This window comes from Pseudomonas sp. PAMC 25886 (assembly GCF_000242655.1).
In the GTDB taxonomy this organism is placed as follows: Bacteria; Pseudomonadota; Gammaproteobacteria; order Pseudomonadales; family Pseudomonadaceae; genus Aquipseudomonas.
Map to the genome: position 1 here is coordinate 19703 of NZ_AHHC01000083.1, position 15893 is coordinate 35595.

At 61.2% G+C, this 15893-nt stretch carries 20 protein-coding genes; 9 read left to right on the forward strand and 11 right to left on the reverse strand.

The window, feature by feature from the left end:
• Nucleotides 1–84 precede the first annotated feature (84 nt).
• Nucleotides 85–555: a methylated-DNA--[protein]-cysteine S-methyltransferase gene (locus tag MUM_RS0126605; RefSeq protein ID WP_029616117.1), complete on the forward strand. Its 471-nt coding sequence runs from the start codon at nt 85–87 to the stop codon at nt 553–555.
• Nucleotides 556–592: 37 nt separating this feature from the next.
• Here the strand turns inward: MUM_RS0126605 and MUM_RS0126610 are convergent, their stop codons facing one another.
• The 4 genes from MUM_RS0126610 to MUM_RS0126625 all read right to left on the reverse strand — a co-directional run bounded on the left by MUM_RS0126610 (nt 593) and on the right by MUM_RS0126625 (nt 3863).
• Nucleotides 593–784 (reverse strand): PLDc N-terminal domain-containing protein, encoded by a 192-nt coding sequence (locus MUM_RS0126610; protein WP_010176042.1) that lies wholly within the window; start codon nt 782–784, stop codon nt 593–595.
• Nucleotides 785–852: 68 nt separating this feature from the next.
• Nucleotides 853–1383, reverse strand: coding sequence for a hypothetical protein (locus MUM_RS0126615; RefSeq protein ID WP_010176044.1), 531 nt, complete (start codon nt 1381–1383; stop codon nt 853–855).
• 41 nt (nt 1384–1424) lie between these two features.
• Nucleotides 1425–1940, reverse strand: a complete 516-nt coding sequence (locus MUM_RS0126620; RefSeq protein ID WP_010176046.1) for an ankyrin repeat domain-containing protein — start codon at nt 1938–1940, stop codon at nt 1425–1427.
• Between the two features lie 96 nt (nt 1941–2036).
• A complete protein-coding gene (locus tag MUM_RS0126625; protein ID WP_010176048.1) occupies nt 2037–3863 on the reverse strand; it encodes a long-chain-acyl-CoA synthetase in 1827 nt (608 codons plus the stop codon).
• 397 nt (nt 3864–4260) lie between these two features.
• Between MUM_RS0126625 and MUM_RS0126630 the strand changes: the two genes are divergently transcribed.
• On the forward strand, nt 4261–4539 hold the full coding sequence (locus MUM_RS0126630; RefSeq protein ID WP_003216777.1) for a DUF3509 domain-containing protein: 279 nt from the start codon (nt 4261–4263) through the stop codon (nt 4537–4539).
• A gap of 54 nt (nt 4540–4593) precedes the next feature.
• On the opposite strand, the gene MUM_RS0126635 is transcribed toward MUM_RS0126630, so the two are convergent.
• The 4 genes from MUM_RS0126635 to aroC all read right to left on the reverse strand — a co-directional run bounded on the left by MUM_RS0126635 (nt 4594) and on the right by aroC (nt 8083).
• The gene (locus tag MUM_RS0126635) at nt 4594–4884 is read right to left on the reverse strand and encodes a response regulator transcription factor (RefSeq protein WP_010176050.1); all 291 of its coding nucleotides are present in this window, start codon (nt 4882–4884) and stop codon (nt 4594–4596) included.
• Nucleotides 4885–5117: 233 nt separating this feature from the next.
• Nucleotides 5118–5663 carry a 1,2-dihydroxy-3-keto-5-methylthiopentene dioxygenase gene (locus tag MUM_RS0126640; protein WP_010176052.1) on the reverse strand — a complete coding sequence of 182 codons (546 nt, stop codon included), beginning with the start codon at nt 5661–5663 and terminating at the stop codon, nt 5118–5120.
• Between the two features lie 28 nt (nt 5664–5691).
• A complete protein-coding gene (locus MUM_RS0126645; protein WP_029616118.1) occupies nt 5692–6843 on the reverse strand; it encodes an MFS transporter in 1152 nt (383 codons plus the stop codon).
• Nucleotides 6844–6991: 148 nt separating this feature from the next.
• Nucleotides 6992–8083: a chorismate synthase gene (gene aroC, locus MUM_RS0126650; protein WP_010176056.1), complete on the reverse strand. Its 1092-nt coding sequence runs from the start codon at nt 8081–8083 to the stop codon at nt 6992–6994.
• Between the two features lie 143 nt (nt 8084–8226).
• Between aroC and MUM_RS0126655 the strand changes: the two genes are divergently transcribed.
• A complete protein-coding gene (locus MUM_RS0126655) occupies nt 8227–9189 on the forward strand; it encodes an alpha/beta hydrolase (RefSeq protein WP_010176059.1) in 963 nt (320 codons plus the stop codon).
• Between the two features lie 100 nt (nt 9190–9289).
• On the forward strand, nt 9290–10093 hold the full coding sequence (locus MUM_RS0126660) for a hypothetical protein (protein ID WP_010176061.1): 804 nt from the start codon (nt 9290–9292) through the stop codon (nt 10091–10093).
• Between the two features lie 137 nt (nt 10094–10230).
• Here MUM_RS0126660 and prmB read toward each other — a convergent pair whose 3' ends face one another.
• Nucleotides 10231–11139 (reverse strand): 50S ribosomal protein L3 N(5)-glutamine methyltransferase, encoded by a 909-nt coding sequence (gene prmB, locus MUM_RS0126665; protein WP_003213129.1) that lies wholly within the window; start codon nt 11137–11139, stop codon nt 10231–10233.
• A gap of 239 nt (nt 11140–11378) precedes the next feature.
• On the opposite strand from prmB, the gene MUM_RS0126670 reads away from it, so the two are divergent.
• From MUM_RS0126670 to MUM_RS0126690, 5 genes are all read left to right on the forward strand, one after another.
• On the forward strand, nt 11379–11969 hold the full coding sequence (locus tag MUM_RS0126670) for a cysteine hydrolase family protein (RefSeq protein WP_010176063.1): 591 nt from the start codon (nt 11379–11381) through the stop codon (nt 11967–11969).
• 130 nt (nt 11970–12099) lie between these two features.
• Nucleotides 12100–12420, forward strand: coding sequence for a hypothetical protein (locus tag MUM_RS0126675; protein WP_010176065.1), 321 nt, complete (start codon nt 12100–12102; stop codon nt 12418–12420).
• Between the two features lie 75 nt (nt 12421–12495).
• Nucleotides 12496–13053, forward strand: a complete 558-nt coding sequence (locus MUM_RS0126680; protein ID WP_010176067.1) for a Smr/MutS family protein — start codon at nt 12496–12498, stop codon at nt 13051–13053.
• A gap of 79 nt (nt 13054–13132) precedes the next feature.
• The gene (gene folE, locus MUM_RS0126685; protein WP_003204506.1) at nt 13133–13678 is read left to right on the forward strand and encodes a GTP cyclohydrolase I FolE; all 546 of its coding nucleotides are present in this window, start codon (nt 13133–13135) and stop codon (nt 13676–13678) included.
• A 104-nt stretch (nt 13679–13782) separates the two neighbouring features.
• The gene (locus MUM_RS0126690) at nt 13783–14154 is read left to right on the forward strand and encodes a glutathione S-transferase N-terminal domain-containing protein (protein WP_010176073.1); all 372 of its coding nucleotides are present in this window, start codon (nt 13783–13785) and stop codon (nt 14152–14154) included.
• A gap of 95 nt (nt 14155–14249) precedes the next feature.
• On the opposite strand, the gene MUM_RS0126695 is transcribed toward MUM_RS0126690, so the two are convergent.
• Complete coding sequence (locus tag MUM_RS0126695) at nt 14250–14564, reverse strand: AtuA-related protein (protein ID WP_010176076.1); 315 nt, start codon at nt 14562–14564, stop codon at nt 14250–14252.
• On the reverse strand, nt 14561–15892 hold the full coding sequence (locus tag MUM_RS0126700) for an acyclic terpene utilization AtuA family protein (RefSeq protein WP_010176078.1): 1332 nt from the start codon (nt 15890–15892) through the stop codon (nt 14561–14563). Before MUM_RS0126700 ends, MUM_RS0126695 begins: the two co-directional genes overlap by 4 nt.
• Nucleotide 15893 lies beyond the last annotated feature (1 nt).

The window sequence follows — 15893 nt, forward strand, 5'->3', positions numbered from 1 at the left end:
TCTCGACACACAAAAAACAACGGGATTGTAGCGGCCAACTTACGGCCGTATCTTTGCCCTCTGCCCTTTTGGATTGCCCCGATGATGTTTTATTGCTATCACCCAAGTCCGCTCGGGCCGCTGTTACTGGCGGCGGATGAGCAAGGGCTGCGCCTGTTGTATATGGACGTGCATCAATGCCCGGTGCAGGCAGACTGGATTCCGGCAACTAATGAGCTGGATGAAGTGCGTCGGCAACTGGATGAGTATTTCGCGCGCAAGCGGGAAGTCTTCGACCTGGCGCTGGCGCCGGTGGGTACGTCGTTTCAGCAGCAGGTATGGCAGGCGTTGTTGCAGATTCCCTACGGACGCACCTGGACGTATGGCGAACAGGCCCAGTACCTGGAGAACCCCAAGGCGATCCGCGCAGTAGGCACGGCCAATGGCGCCAACCCGATCTCCATTATCATTCCGTGCCACCGTGTGGTGGGCAGCGATGGAACATTGGTGGGGTTTGGCGGCGGGATTGAAAACAAGGTGAAGTTGCTGGAGCTGGAAGGCAGCTGGTTGATCTGAAGGCTCCCGTGCGACGCACGGGAGCCTTGCCCGGCGATCAGATCCGCACGTTGCCGCGCGGCCCGGCGATCGCCCAGATGATCAAGCCCAGCACCGGCAGCAGCAGGATCAACAGGATCCACAGCACTTTGGCGCCGGTACCTGCGCCGCTTTTGAACACGTTGATGATCGCCCAGATATCCAGCGCCAGGATGATCAACCCGATCAGGCCATTAAAAGTGGAACCCATGGTATCGCTCCTAAGTGAGGGCTTGCCTGCTTAGGATAGTCAGCCGTGGCCAGGGGTTCCGTTTTATTTCAGACGTGGACCGCAACCCGCAGGGCTTCCAGGGACGGTTCGCCCTTGATCCCGACTTCGGCGCACAATTCCAGCACCCGTGGCACGTCATTGCCGTAGACCAGCACGGCCTGGATCTCGTCGTCAAGCAACTGGCTGAAGTTGACCAGCACGTAGCCGCCGCTCTCCGGATTAAGGGCACTCATCTGGATCTGGATGCGGTTCAGCGCGGTCAGCGCTTCGGTTTTGGCCAACTGCTTGGGCTTGAGGTTGAACGCCACGCCGGGGCCGAACGAGGCGACGATCTGGGCGAACAGGTCCTGGTAAGTGTCGGCCTGGAACAGCACGGTGTCTGGCAGGCTGCCGACAACGATCCACTCGCCCAGGGGAATCGGGAAGGTGTCGTCGTAGTTGATGTCCGGGTTGGCGGCCAGGAAAGCGTCAGGATCGGCGTAGGCCTGGGCCGCTTCATCCGCCACCCTGGCGATCTCGGGTTCGCTCATGCAGCCGGAGCTGATTTTGCTGATGAGTTCGACGAGTGCGGTTTTCATGGGGTGGTCCTGTGGCGGGGCTGGTTTTGAGGGCGCAAAGCCTACACCAGTTTTTGCAACTGCGCCGCCGTATCCACCGCTCCCATGGTCTGGGCCGCTGCCAGCGCGGTCACGCCCTGGGCATCGGTGGCCTTGGGGTTGGCGCCCTGGCTGATCAGGTAATCCACCATTTCGGTGCGGTTGAACATCGCCGCCATCATCAACGCCGTACGGCCATCTGAAGAGGCGCCCTCGACCAACGCTCCGCCCTCGATCAACGCCTTGACCACCGGCAGGTTGCCCTTGAACGCCGCGCCGGCAATCGGCAGCTGGTTCTTGTCGTTGGCAATCTGTGGGTCGGCCTTGAACTCCAGCAGCACTTTCACCGCGTCGACATGACCGTGATAGGCCGACAGCATCAACAGCGTGTCGCCGTTGTGGTTGCGCAGGTTAGGCGGCAAGCCTTTGGCCAGCAACGCCGCCAGCATCGCGGCATCGCCCTTGCGTGCCACGTCGAATACCTGCTCGGCAAATTCGGCGGCTTCGTCTTCGGTCATTTGTTTGGCTTGGTCTGACATGTGGGGCTCCTTGTCTGGTGTTTCATAAGGCGTCCAGTCTCGCGACGGAGTTCCCCACTGTCATGCCTTTTTTCCCAAAAGCGGCGATAGGCAGAATCAATAACGGAATTTGCCCGCCTGGATGTCCGCCAGCAGTTGCCCGGTGACCGGCACGTAGCTGTCCGATCCCGGCAGCCAGGCAAAGATCGGATCATCACCGGCCTTGTCCGGGTCGAACGCCTCTTCCTTGAGTTTTACCTTCTGGTATTTGAAGGTGCCGGTGGTTTCCATCTTCACTTTGATCCGCAGGAACAACGGCACCGCATACGCCGGCAACTGCCCGTGGGCAAACGTCAGCAGTTCGCGCATGTCCAGGGACGCCAGGGATTCAGCGGGGGTGATGGCCGCCATGCCGGCGCGACCATTGGTGTTTTCAATCTCCACGCCGTAGGCCACCACTTCGGAAATCTGCGGGTGCTGCAAGAAGATGTTCTCGACTTCAGTGGTGGAGACGTTCTCGCCTTTCCAGCGGTAGGTGTCTCCCAGCCGGTCCACGAACTGGGCGTGACCAAAGCCGATATTGCGCAACAGGTCGCCGGTGTTGAAGTAGCGGTCGCCCTTCTCGAACACGTCGCTGAGCACCACCTTGCGGTTCTTCTCGGGGTCGGTGTAGCCGTCGAACGGCGCCTTGTCATCGATCCGGGCCAGCAGCAGCCCCTGGCCGCCCTTCGGCACTTCGCGCATGAAACCGTCACTGCCGCGAATGGGCTCACAGCTGTCATGGGCGTAGTCCACCAGCGCCCAGTGCATCAGGGAAAAGCCGATGGTGTTGTCGAAATTCAGCACGTTGGTGAAGCCGATGTTGCCGTCGCTCGCAGCGTACAGCTCACAGATGTGATCGACGCCAAAGCGCTGCTTGAACTCAGCCCAGACGCCGGGGCGCAAGCCGTTGCCGATCATCTTTGTCACCCGGTTATCACGGTCCTGCTCGCTGGCGGGCTGGTCGATCAGGTAGCGGCACAACTCGCCGACATAACCCAGGGTGGTTGCGTTGAACCGGCGCACGTCATCCCAGAACTGGCTGGCGCTGAACTTGCGGCGAATGGCAAACCCCGACGCTCCGGCAATCGCCGACCCCCAGCACACGCACAAGCCGGTGGCGTGATACAGCGGCAAGGTGCAATAGACGACGTCTTCGGGGCCCATATCCAGGGCGATGGTGCCGAAACTGGCCGAGGACTTCATCCAGCGGCCGTGTTTGAAAATGCCGGCCTTGGGCAAGCCCGTGGTGCCGGAGGTATAGATATAGAAGCAAGGGTCGTTGAAGTAGATCTGCTGGGTACTGGCGGGGTTTTCCAGCGAATGGTCAGCGCTCGCCGCCATCAGGTCCACATAACCCGGCGGTACGCTGGTGTGCTGTTGATCGGCGATAAACCAGGTTTTTTCTGCCCCGATTGCCACCTGGCTGCGAACCGCCTCGTAGGCACCCACCAGCTCGGCACCGACCACAATGGCTGCCGGCGTCACCAGGTTGAGGCTGTGTACCAGTGCCGTCTGGGTTTGCGAGGTATTGAGCATCGCGCAAATGCCGCCCACCTTGGCCACCGCCAGCACGCTGAGCAACAGCTCGGGGCGGTTCTCGATAAACAACGCCACCACGTCACCCTTGCCGATGCCCTGCTGCTGCAGGTAGTGGGCCATGCGGTTGGCCTGCTGATTGGCCTGGCGGTAAGTGAGCACGCTGTCGCCATACAGCAGCGCGGCGCCATCGGGGTTGCGCTGGGTGGCTTGTTCGAAGGTCCAGCCGAGGCCGCATGGCTGGTCGGGGTCGGTGATGTTGGCAACGCGGATACCGCGCACCAATCGGGGCAGCGCACGGACAATGGTGGGCACCTTACGCAGCATCATGCCCCAGGTGATCATGTCACTTGGCGGGTGGTTCATGGCGGGAACGTCCTTTTTCTTATTGTTCGTATGACCCTCAAGCACCCTTCGCACCGTAAGACCGGCGCCGGATACCTTGCAGGAAAATACGCCAGCCATTCTTCGGCTGTACATTCAGGATTTGAAAAGTTTTGTATCCCGCAAGGAAAAGGAATTTCGCGACCCGTCTCGCGGTCGGTATGGAAGACCTGCCTTGCGCACATGCGGATAAATCCCACGCAGAACCACGCAAAATGCAGGATGCACGATGGCCATTCATGCAATTTGCACGAAACTGAAAATCTTATAAATTTTTAACTTATTGATTTATAACGTTTTTTAACGATACCCAGTACTGGCACAATCACTGCACCTATCACTCCACGCTGCAAAACATGAGCTAACGGAGCTGATAGACATGAGCCTGATCCAAGATAAATTTTCTTCTGTGTTCTCCAATTTCGACGTCACCACTCAGGCACGTCCTGATGGCGGCATCCTGCTGACCTTGCGCAACAGCGAAGGCAAGCAGATCAAACGTTCGATCTCTTATCAGCAGCTGCACACGGCCGACCAATTGACTTGGGTCATCAGCGCCATTCGCCGTGACCTGGCTGAACAAGCCAGCGACCTGCCGCAGATTTCGATGCTGCAAAGCCAGAACCGCTTTGCCCTGCCGACCTACCATTCGGCTTGACTGTAATGCAGGACCCGAACAGGTCGTGGTGCCGTTGCGCATCACGGCCTTTTTTTATTCGCACAAACCCTGCTTGACCGCCTCGTTCACCGCCTGAACCCGGTTCGTCACCTGCAACTTTCCATAGATGTTACGCAGGTGAAACTTCACCGTGGCCTGGGAGATTGAACGAATCCTGCTGATTTCCCAGACCGTCTTGCCTTCAGTGGCCCAGCGCAGAACCTCCCGTTCCTTTGGGGTCAGGGGTTTACCGGACAACAACTTCTTCGCACGCGTGTTGCTGCTGTCAGCAGGTCGGTTGTCGCTTTCGGTGGACGGCTGTTCCAGTGGTTCTGGACCGTTCATGCAGGCCTCTCTCTTCTTCAGGTCTTATAACGCCCGTATTCGGATTGCTCCTATTGACAGGCCATTAACTATCGAGAAAAGAGAGAGTTACACAAAGAGTGGAAGTATTAAGTAAGGCCGGCGAGAAACAGCTGTTGCTCACAAACCTATAAGCTTCTTCCCACAACAATTTCCAACTTGTATGGGTTGAACTTTAGAGCAGCCTCCTATCCGGGAAGCTGCTGTTGGCGAGGTTAGTCCTCGAGCCGAGGAAAACCCTGGGCGATCCCATCACCGGTCAGATTGACCGCCAACCCTTCCAGGCTATTGAACAGGCGAATCGTTACGAAGTGCGGGTTCTCACCCATATCAAACCAGTGTGCAATGCCGGCCGGCACCGAGATCAGGTCATTTTTCTCGCAGAACACCGCGTACACATAGTCGTCGATGTGCAAGGTAAACAGGCCACGGCCCGCGACGAAGAAGCGCACATGATCATGCGCCAAACGGTGTTCATCGAGGCGCTCGGCGCGCAGCTCGGCTTTCTGCGGGTGGTCGTTGCTGACGCTGACGACATCGACATGGGTGTAACCGCGCTCGGTCATCAGCTTGTCGATGGGCGCCTGGTAGGCCGCGACGATCTCAACCTCGCTGGCGCCCGCCTCAAGCCGGGTGGCGGCCTGCCAGCGGTCGAACCCCACGCCCAGCTCGGCCAGGGTCGAGGCGATATCGTCCTGGTGAGTCAGGACCTTGTTCGGGGTATCGGGGGTGGAGACGTGGTAAACCGCGAGATAGCTCATCAAACTCTTCCTCTGTCACGGGACAGGCTCATGGCCTCTCCTCTTGCAATCGAATGCCAATGATTATGGCGGCGGCCAGGGCCGCGAGGCTGGCAATGCTGAAGGTCAGGGTCGGCCCCAGCAGGTTCCAGCTGTAACCTGAATAGAGTGCGCCCAGTGCGCCGCCGGTACCGGCCAGTGCGGCATACAGTGCCTGGCCCTGACCCTGCTGGCGAGCACCAAAGCTGCGCTGCACGAACTGGATGGCCGCCGCGTGAAAACTGCCGAAGGTCGCCGCGTGCATCACTTGCGCCAGCAGCAGTACCCAGAAGAATTCGGCGAACGAGCCCAGCAGCAACCAGCGCAGCGCCGCCAGCAGGAAGCTCGCCATCAGCACCCGGCGTACCGAAAAGCGCGTGAGGATCCGGCTCATGGCCAGGAACATCAACACCTCCGCCACCACGCCCAACGCCCACAGCATGCCGATCACGCCACGGCTGTAACCAAGGTGTTCGAGGTGCAAGGTGAGAAAGGTGTAGTAAGGGCCGTGACTCATTTGCATCAGCGCCACGCAGGCATAAAACGCCAGCACGCCGGGGCTGCGCAATTGCCGCAAAAAGCCGTCGCCGGCCAGACGGTTGCCCTGGGTCAACGGCTGCGCATTCGGCACCCAGAGACTGGCGCCGATGATGCCCGCCATGATCACCACGACCACCACCGGGTAGATGTCAAGGCTCAGCCAGTCGAACAGCCGGCCCATGATCACCACGGTGAGGATAAAACCGATGGAGCCCCACAGCCGCACCTGGCTGTAGCGTGAGGTCTGGCCCTGCAAATGCGCGAGGGTGATGACTTCAAACTGCGGCAGCACCGCATGCCAGAAAAACGCGTGCAACGCCATCACCAGCGCCAGCCAGGCGTAGGTCTTGCTGACAAAGATCAGTGAGAAGCTCACCAGGGTACACACCGCGCCAAACCGCACGATGGCCAGGCGCCGGCCGGTGTAGTCCCCCAGCCAGCCCCAGAGGTTGGGGGCCACGCAGCGCATCAGCATGGGGATGGCCACCAGCTCGCCAATACGCGCGCTGGAGAACCCCAGGTGATCGAAGTACAGCGCCAGGAACGGCGCTGTCGCCCCCAGCAGGGCGAAATAGAACAGGTAGAAGCTGGAGAGTCGCCAGTACGGGAGTGCTTCCGTCAGCATAAGTGGCGGGTGGCGAGCGAGCGTGCTCGCGCTGGGTCTCGAAGCGGCCCCACTAGAAGCGCCGCATTTCTCCAGGTAATGCCGGGTTGCAGGCTTTGGGTCCGCGTCGCAGCCCAGCGCGAGCAAGCTCGCTCGCCACACACTGTCACAGCTGGCCCAATACCGGCGTACTGACCTTTACCTCGGCGTTCTGCCCGCGATGGCGCAGCAGGTGGTCCATCAGCACGATGGCCATCATTGCCTCGGCAATCGGCGTGGCCCGGATGCCGACACATGGGTCGTGACGGCCCTTGGTGATCACGTCCACCGGGTTGCCGTGCACATCAATCGAACGGCCCGGGGTGGTGATGCTGGAGGTCGGCTTGAGCGCCAGGTGCGCAACAATCGGCTGGCCCGAAGAGATGCCGCCCAGAATGCCGCCAGCGTTGTTGCTGAGGAAGCCTTCCGGGGTCAGCTCGTCACGGTGCTCGGTGCCACGCTGGGCCACACAGGCGAAACCGGCGCCGATTTCCACACCCTTGACCGCGTTGATGCTCATCAGCGCGTGGGCCAGTTCGGCGTCCAGCCGGTCGAAGATCGGCTCGCCCAGGCCCGGCATCACGCCTTCGGCAACCACGGTGATCTTGGCGCCGACGGAGTCCTGGTCGCGGCGCAACTGGTCCATATAGGCTTCCAGTTCCGGCACCTTGTCCGGGTCGGGGCAGAAGAAGGCGTTGTCTTCGACGCTGTCCCAGGTCTTGAACGGGATTTCGATCGGGCCGAGCTGGCTCATGTAGCCGCGAATCACGATGCCCTGGGCCGCCAGGTATTTCTTGGCAATCGCACCGGCCGCCACGCGCATCGCGGTTTCCCGCGCCGAACTGCGGCCACCGCCACGGTAGTCGCGTTCGCCGTACTTGTGGTGGTAGGTGTAGTCGGCGTGGGCCGGGCGGAACAGGTCCTTGATCGCCGAGTAGTCCTTGGACTTCTGGTCGGTGTTGCGAATCAGCAGGCCAATGGCGCACCCGGTGGTGCGGCCTTCGAACACGCCGGAGAGGATTTCGACTTCGTCGGCTTCCTGGCGCTGGGTGGTGTGGCGGCTGGTGCCGGGCTTGCGGCGGTCGAGGTCACGCTGCAGGTCTTCCAGGGACAACTCAAGGCCCGGAGGGCAGCCGTCGACAATGGCGACCAACGCCGGGCCATGGCTTTCGCCCGCGGTGGTAACAGTGAACAGCTTGCCGTAGGTATTGCCGGACATGCAGGGCGCTCCGTGAAATCAGTTGAATCAAGTCAACCGTAATAACTTAAGGCGGCCAGTATACGCAGGCTAACCGACTAGATCATCATCGAAACCTTACCGGTAGACATTGGTCCAACCGGCACCTTCCTCATGATGGCGCGATGATGCTGCGAGTTCTGCTTTTGACCCTTACCCTGTTTTCCAGCCTTGGCTTCGCCGCCTCCCCTGTCGTGCTGCAACGGCCCATCAGCCTGGACACCGGCAGCGGCGAGCTGTTTGGCTCGCTGTTGTTGCCCAAATCCGACAAGCCAGTGCCGGTGGTGCTGATCATTCCCGGCTCCGGCCCCACCGACCGCAACGGCAACAGCGCCGATGGCGCGCGCAATGACAGCCTCAAGCGCCTGGCCTGGGTGCTGGCCCGGCACAACATCGCCAGTGTGCGCTACGACAAACGCGGCGTGGCCGCCAGCCTTGCTGCCACCCCCGATGAACGCAACCTGACCCTGGACGCCTACGTGTCCGACGCCGTGGCCTGGGGCAAGCTGCTCAAGGCCGACCCGCGCATGGGGCCGTTGATTGTGCTGGGCCACAGTGAAGGTGCGCTGGTGGCTGCCCTCGCCGCCCCACAGCTCAACCCGGCCGGGGTGATTTCCCTGTCCGGCAGCGCCCGCCCGGTGGACCAGGTGATCCGCCAGCAACTGGCCGATCACATGCCGCCTGCGCTGTTGCTGCGCAGCAACCAGATTCTCGACCACCTCAAGGCCGGCCAGGTGGATGCCGATGTGCCCACGCCGCTTGAGGGCATTTTCCGACCCAGCGTGCAGCCTTACCTGATCAGCCTGTTCCGCGCCGATCCGGCGGCGGCCTTTGCCAAACTGAAGATGCCGGCCCTGATCATCCAGGGCACCAATGACCTGCAGGTCGGCGTGGCCGATGCGCAACAACTGCAGAAGGCCAAGCCGGACGCCGAGTTGACGGTGATCGAGGGCATGAACCACGTGATGCGGATCGTGCCCAATGACGTGAAGCAGCAATTGGAATCCTATAACGACCCTCAGCTGCCGCTGGCTGCCGAACTGGGCACCCGCCTGGTTCGCTTTATCGACGGACTTCGCGCCAGTTAAGCGAGTATTCCCCCTCCAGTCCTGAGTAAAACGGCCGATAAGCCATGGGTCGACAGCAAAAAGCCTGTCGGCCCGCAGAGCTTGGACAGGATCGCGCCGAATGACGAACACCGAAGCAACACCCGAATCTACCGCCGAGAACACGGCTGAAACCGAGGCCGCCGCATCGGCCGCGTTACCGTGGGCGGAGGTACAGGCCGAACATTTCAAGATGCTGCGCCTGGCCCCTTTGGCCACCGACCGCGCCACCGGCGTACGGCCCCTGCGCTTCGTGCAATTTGGCTGGGCCGAACGCAGTAACAAGGACCGCAGCCTGCTGCGCATGGTCATTCAGTTGCCTGGCCAGCGGGTACGCCGGGAACAGAATCACCTGGATATCTGGGTCGATCACGCCACCCACCGGGTGCATTTTGGTCCGGGCAACAGCCTGGAGATCGAACCGGCGAACCGCGGCATCGGCCGTTTCCTGGTGGCCCAGGGCGCTGCCTGGGCGAAAAAGAAGTGGTCGCACTATCGCGTCGACGGCGTTGACCTGGCCAACAAGGATGCGCTCAACGAAGCGACACGCCTGCGGCGTGATCACTTCCTGCGCATCCAGGGTTTTGATGTGGCCTATGCCGATGTCCAGCATTTGAAGGGCAACGTGCAGCCGGGCAAGGTCAGCGATGTGCTGGACAGCTGGAACACCGAAAAGCTGCAGTTCGTGGAAATTCTGGAAGCGGCGCAGATGCTACAACAGGCCGAGCAGAACCTGGCCGAGCAGGAAGTGAAGCTGCGCAAGGAAGAGGAAAAGGTCACCAAGTTCAAGCGCGAAGACAGCGGGCTGCGCTTCACGATTACGTGCCTGGTGGCGTTTACCGTGTTTCAGGCGGGGTTGTTGATCTGGATTGCAACACATCGGTAATCCTTCTGCAGAAACCGGATACAAATGTGGGAGCTGGCTTGCCTGCGATAGCGGTGTATCAGCCAGCATCCCCGGCAATGACACTCCGCTATCGCAGGCAAGCCAGCTCCCACACTGACCGTATTCCTGCCGTTAGATCAGACCCTGGCGGCAAACACCGCCTGATGCGCCCGGCACTGCTCAGCCGTCAACATGAACACCCCATGCCCACCACGCTGGAACTCCAGCCAGGCAAAGTCCACTTCCGGGTACAGCGCCTCGACGTGAACCTGGCTGTTGCCCACCTCGACAATCAACAAGCCCTTCTCGGTCAAGTGATCCGCCGCCTCGGCCAGCATCCGCCGAACCAGGTTCAAACCATCATCGCCGCACGCCAGGCCCAGTTCCGGCTCGTGCTGGTATTCATCCGGCATGTCGGCAAAGTCTTCGGCGTCGACATACGGCGGGTTGGACACGATCAGGTCAAACCGCTGCCCCGGCAAACCGTCAAAACCATCGCCCTGAACGGTATACACACGCTCATCGACGCCATGGCGCTCGATGTTCTGGTTGGCCACTTCCAGCGCTTCAAAGGACAGGTCGCCCAATACCACTTCGGCGTCCTGGAATTCGTAGGCGCACGCAATACCAATGCAGCCGGACCCGGTGCACAGGTCCAGAATGCGTGCCGGCGGCGTGCCCAGCCACGGTTCGAAGCGGTTTTCGATCAGTTCGCCAATCGGTGAACGTGGAATCAATACGCGCTCATCGACGATAAACGACATGCCGCAGAACCAGGCTTCCTTCAACAGGTAGGCGGTAGGGACACGCTCATGGATACGGCGGTGCAGCAACCGCTGCACGTGGGAGATTTCCTCTTCTTCCAGGTTGCAATCCAGGTAGCTGTCGGCAATTTCCCACGGCAGGTGCAAGGCGCCGAGCACCAGTTGCCGGGCTTCATCCCAGGCGTTGTCGGTGCCATGGCCGAAAAACAGGTCTTCCCCATGGAAACGGCTGACGGCCCATCGGATGTGGTCGCGCAAGGTGCGCAGGCGGGAAGTGATCACGGGGGCAAGCTCCTGGAAAAAACGACCGGCGATTCTAACAGTCTTAAGCTGTACCGACGATGTACGAAAAACCCTTTGCCGCACGTCGGATTTCATCTTAATCGTGCTTTTTGCTTAAACGTAGTGCCCTATTGACATCGCTACACGCCAACAACGGCGTACCTTACGATGGTAGCGATTCACAGAAGCGCTCAGCCAGAGGACAATGTCACAAAAGCCCCACTCACAGGAGCCCCAGAATGTCCGTTCCAAAGACGATGTTTCAACTCAGCGGTCGTGGTTACGCAGCGGCGAACCTGAACCATGCGACCCTCGTGATCATCGACGCCCAGAAGGAATACCTCAGTGGCCCCCTCGCCCTTTCGGGCATGGATTCTGCTGTCGATAACATCAAGCAACTGGCCGCTGCCGCGCGCAACGCCGGGCGCCCGATCGTGCATGTGCGCCACCTGGGCACGGTCGGCGGGCTGTTTGATCCCCAGGGCGAGCGCGGTGAATTCATTCCCGGCCTCGAACCCCAGGCCGACGAAACCATCATCGGCAAGCTGCTGCCCAGTGCCTTTCACGGCACCGGCCTTGAGAAGCACCTGCAGGACCTCGGCTCCCTGGACCTGATTGTCTGCGGCTTCATGAGCCATTCCAGCGTCAGCACCACCGTGCGCGCGGCGAAGAACCTGGGCTTTCGTTGCACCCTGGTGGAAGACGCCTGCGCCACCCGCGACCTGCCTTACAAAGGCGGCATCCTCAGCGCCGACCACGTGCAGCAGACCGAAATGGCCATCATGGCTGACAACTTCGCCACCCTCGCCTTGACCAAAGATCTGATCTGATCGACCTTCGATGAGCGGGTAGCCGCCCGCTCATCCGCAAAAGCCTGTCATTTGCAGCAATTGCCTCTGTACCCGGAACAACCTGTGTATCTTCCGGTCGAAGGGCCGATACCCTGGAGGAAAGGTCGGAATGAAGATATCCGATGGTTTTGACGCTCGTCGCTTGCGCCCCAAGGGCCCGAGCAACTGGCGTCTGCGCATCGGCGCCGGCTTTGCCGCGCTGTTTGCGATAGTGGGCGTGCTGCTGGCAATCGCCGGCGCCGCTGGTTTGTTGGGACACTCACCGGCACTGGGCGAGCTGAATGCCAGCCCTGGCGGTTCTGCAATACTGTTGGTGATCGGCCTGCTGGTACTGTGGTTCGGCGTATGGCTGTGGCGCCGTTTGCGTCGGCGCATGCGCCAGCCCCTGTCATTGAACATCGCGTCGCACCTGATGAAAAAGCACGACTGATGGCATCCAGATAGCGTTTGTTGCGCATCAAGCCGCCGCGATTAGGTAAACTGCCCGCCCTTCGCGGAGGCTGACATGCAAGACGACGACTTTTCCCTATTCAAGAACGAGCTGCGCGGCGTCAAGCCGATCAAGCACGATCGCGCCGAGACCGGCAAACCCAAGACCGACCGCGCCCAGATCGCCAAGCTGCGCCAGGCCGCGACCGTGCGTACTGACGCCACCACCGTGGACGGCCTGTCGGATCAATTCGTTATCGATGTAGGCCCCGAAGACGAATTGATGTGGGCCCGCGACGGCGTGCAGGAAAGCCAGATGCGCAAGCTCAAGGTCGGCCAGATCCCGTTCGAGGGCAGCCTGGACCTGCACGGCATGACCGTCGAAAAAGCCCGCGAAACCCTCTGGGCGTTCCTCGCCGAAGCCACCAAATTCGAAATCCGCTGCGTGCGCGTCACCCACGGCAAGGCTGTGCGCCTGGACGGCAAGCGGCCGATGATCAAAAGCCACGTCAACACCTGGCTGCGCCAGCATTCCCAGGTGCTCGGCTTCACCTCGTGCCAACCGCGCCACGGCGGCGCCGGCGCGGTGTATGTGATGCTCAAGCGCACCATGATGGAAGGCCGCGACGAGTAACAAGTGCCATCGTCAGGCTTGCAGCGATGTGTCGGCCGCCGTACCCTTGCCCTTTGCGAAAATCCCACTAGGTAGTTTCATGTCCCTGGAACAGAATTACACCGCGATCCTCGGCCAGCTCGGCGAGGACGTTTCCCGCGAGGGCCTGCTCGACACGCCAAAACGTGCCGCCAAGGCCATGCAGTACCTTTGCCGCGGCTATGAACAGACCCTCGAAGAAGTCACCAACGGTGCCTTGTTCAGCTCTGACAACAGCGAAATGGTGCTGGTCAAGGACATCGAGTTGTACTCGCTGTGCGAACACCACCTGCTGCCGTTTATCGGCAAGGCTCACGTCGCATATATCCCGAGCGGCAAAGTGCTGGGCCTGTCGAAGGTCGCGCGTATCGTCGATATGTATGCCCGTCGCCTGCAGATCCAGGAAAACCTCAGCCGCCAGATCGCCGATGCGGTCCAGCAGGTGACCGGCGCCCTGGGCGTTGCGGTGGTGATCGAGGCCAAGCACATGTGCATGATGATGCGCGGTGTGGAGAAGCAGAATTCCTCGATGATCACCTCGGTGATGCTGGGTGAGTTTCGCGAAAACGCGGCTACCCGCAGCGAGTTTCTCAGCCTGATCAAGTAACACGCAGCACCTGGAAAAACCGGCGTTCATCGCCGGTTTTTTTTCGCCTGTGAAAAATCAGGTAAGCTGCGGCCCCTAAAGTTTAGGGCAAGAGGTTTATAACCGTGTTCGTTAAAGCGCTTCGAGTCGGCCTCGGCCAGATCATCATCTTCGGCGACTTCATCACCCGCCCGCGCAAGCAACAACGCCCGGCGAGCGCTCAAGCCCTGGTCGACCAGTCGGCCAAGGACCTGACGTTGTATCAGTTCCACGCCTGCCCGTTCTGCGTGAAGACCCGCCGCACCCTGCGCCGCCTGAACGTGCCGGTGGCGTTGAAGGACGCGAAGAACAACGAGCAGGACCGCCAGACCCTGCTGGAGCAAGGCGGCAAGATCAAGGTGCCGTGCCTGCGCATTGAAGAGAACGGCCAGACCACCTGGATGTACGACTCCAAGGTGATCATCGATTACCTCGACAAGCGGTTTGCGGCGGTCTGAAACCCGCCCTGCCCTTTGTAGGAGCTGGCTTGCCAGCGATGAGGCCGGCGGGTTCTCCGCCCCTCTTCAAGCCGCTATCGCCGGCAAGCCGGCTCCTACAGGTTGATGTGCAGGTCCAGCAGCGCGGAACCCAGGCACTTGCCATGGGCGTCCAGCGCCAGCGACCGCGTCACCCCGCCCCGCAGGATCCCCGGCAACACGAAGTTCAGTGCCTGCACGTTGGGCAACTCGTACCGCCGCACCGGTGCCGCCCCCGCCTCCAGCAACGGTGCAAAAAACGCCGCCACCGCCTCAGCCGTCAGGTGTTCGCAGAGCAGCGGATAGTCCTCGGCCCGATACGCAATGATCGAGATGTTCGAGGTGTCGCCCTTGTCTCCCGTACGGGAGTGGGCCAGGGTGTGCAGCTTCATGATTCGATCCTCGGATTGACCGCGTGACGGGGCAACAGCAATGACGCCACTGCCACCACCTGGCGCAGGCCCTTGCTGGCACCACCGCCACCGGACGGGCCGTTGGTGTAGAGGGTTTCCACTTCATTGCCGACGCGCACCGCCTCGCTGCGTTCTTCGCAACGGGCGGCGATGCGCAAGCGCACTTCCCACGGTTCAACAGTGCTGCGTGGGCCGTGCAGGGAGTCGATGCCGATCAATTCGGCGCGCACGTCCTGCATGCGTACGCCGGTCAATTCCAGGCGCTTGAGGACCACATCACGCGCCAGTTGCGCACGGGCAACCGCCCCCGGGCCGCCGTAGGAAATCTGCCCCTCGCCGATCCAGCCGTCCAGATACCCCACGCTGACTTTCAACTGTTCAGGCCGTGGCCGCCCGTTTGCGCCGTGTGCCCGCACCCGGTCCACGGCCTCCTCTGTAAACGACACGCTGGAGAAGTCCGCGCACACGTCCGGCGTCAGGTACGCCGCCGGGTCGTGCACTTCGTAGATCAGTTGTTCGGTGCAGGTGGCACGGCTGACCCGCCCGCCGGAACCTGCGACCTTGGTGATCAGCACCTCACCGTCTGCGTCAATCTCGGCCAACGGAAAGCCCAGCCGCGCGAGGTCGTCCACATCCTTGAAGCCCGGGTCGGCAAAGTAGCCGCCGCTGACCTGCCCCGCACATTCCAGCAAATGCCCCACCAGCGTGCCGCGCCCCAGGCGCTGCCAATCATCGGCGGCCCAACCGAATTCAAACATCTGTGGCGCCAGGAACAACGACGGGTCTGCTACCCGGCCGGTGATCACCACGTCGGCATCGGCGCGCAAGGCCTCGATAATGCCCTCGGCACCCAGGTAGGCATTCGCGGAAATCAGCCGGTCACCCAATGAGCCCAGGGTCTGGCCGTTGTCGAGCAACTGCTCCGGCTCGCGGCGCAACACCTCAAGCACGTCATCCCCCACCACCGCCAGCACCTTGAGATTAAGCCCCAATTCGCTGGCAATCCGCCGCACTTCAACCGCCGCCGCCACCGGATTGGCCGCGCCCATATTGGTGATCACCCGCAGGCGCCGGCGGCCGTCGGGCTGGCCGACAAAGGGCAGCACACGGCGCATGCGCTCACTCAACAACGGGTCGTAACCGCCTTGTGGGTCGCTGATGCGTGCCTGTTGCGCCAGGGCGATGGTGCGTTCAGCCAGGCATTCGAAGACCAGGTAATCCAGGTCGCCCCGTTCGGCCAATTCCACCGCAGGTTCGACACGGTCACCGGAGTAGCCGGCGCCGGAACCGATGCGCAAGGTTTTCATT

Coding starts and splice junctions, on each gene's coding strand:
- MUM_RS0126605 (WP_029616117.1), top strand. CDS start 85: ATGTTTTATTGCTATCACCCAAGTCCGCTCGGGCCGCTGTTACTGGCG.
- MUM_RS0126610 (WP_010176042.1), bottom strand. CDS start 784: ATGGGTTCCACTTTTAATGGCCTGATCGGGTTGATCATCCTGGCGCTG.
- MUM_RS0126615 (WP_010176044.1), bottom strand. CDS start 1,383: ATGAAAACCGCACTCGTCGAACTCATCAGCAAAATCAGCTCCGGCTGC.
- MUM_RS0126620 (WP_010176046.1), bottom strand. CDS start 1,940: ATGTCAGACCAAGCCAAACAAATGACCGAAGACGAAGCCGCCGAATTT.
- MUM_RS0126625 (WP_010176048.1), bottom strand. CDS start 3,863: ATGAACCACCCGCCAAGTGACATGATCACCTGGGGCATGATGCTGCGT.
- MUM_RS0126630 (WP_003216777.1), top strand. CDS start 4,261: ATGAGCCTGATCCAAGATAAATTTTCTTCTGTGTTCTCCAATTTCGAC.
- MUM_RS0126635 (WP_010176050.1), bottom strand. CDS start 4,884: ATGAACGGTCCAGAACCACTGGAACAGCCGTCCACCGAAAGCGACAAC.
- MUM_RS0126640 (WP_010176052.1), bottom strand. CDS start 5,663: ATGAGCTATCTCGCGGTTTACCACGTCTCCACCCCCGATACCCCGAAC.
- aroC (WP_010176056.1), bottom strand. CDS start 8,083: ATGTCCGGCAATACCTACGGCAAGCTGTTCACTGTTACCACCGCGGGC.
- MUM_RS0126655 (WP_010176059.1), top strand. CDS start 8,227: ATGATGCTGCGAGTTCTGCTTTTGACCCTTACCCTGTTTTCCAGCCTT.
- MUM_RS0126660 (WP_010176061.1), top strand. CDS start 9,290: ATGACGAACACCGAAGCAACACCCGAATCTACCGCCGAGAACACGGCT.
- MUM_RS0126670 (WP_010176063.1), top strand. CDS start 11,379: ATGTCCGTTCCAAAGACGATGTTTCAACTCAGCGGTCGTGGTTACGCA.
- MUM_RS0126675 (WP_010176065.1), top strand. CDS start 12,100: ATGAAGATATCCGATGGTTTTGACGCTCGTCGCTTGCGCCCCAAGGGC.
- MUM_RS0126680 (WP_010176067.1), top strand. CDS start 12,496: ATGCAAGACGACGACTTTTCCCTATTCAAGAACGAGCTGCGCGGCGTC.
- folE (WP_003204506.1), top strand. CDS start 13,133: ATGTCCCTGGAACAGAATTACACCGCGATCCTCGGCCAGCTCGGCGAG.
- MUM_RS0126695 (WP_010176076.1), bottom strand. CDS start 14,564: ATGAAGCTGCACACCCTGGCCCACTCCCGTACGGGAGACAAGGGCGAC.
- MUM_RS0126700 (WP_010176078.1), bottom strand. CDS start 15,892: ATGAAAACCTTGCGCATCGGTTCCGGCGCCGGCTACTCCGGTGACCGT.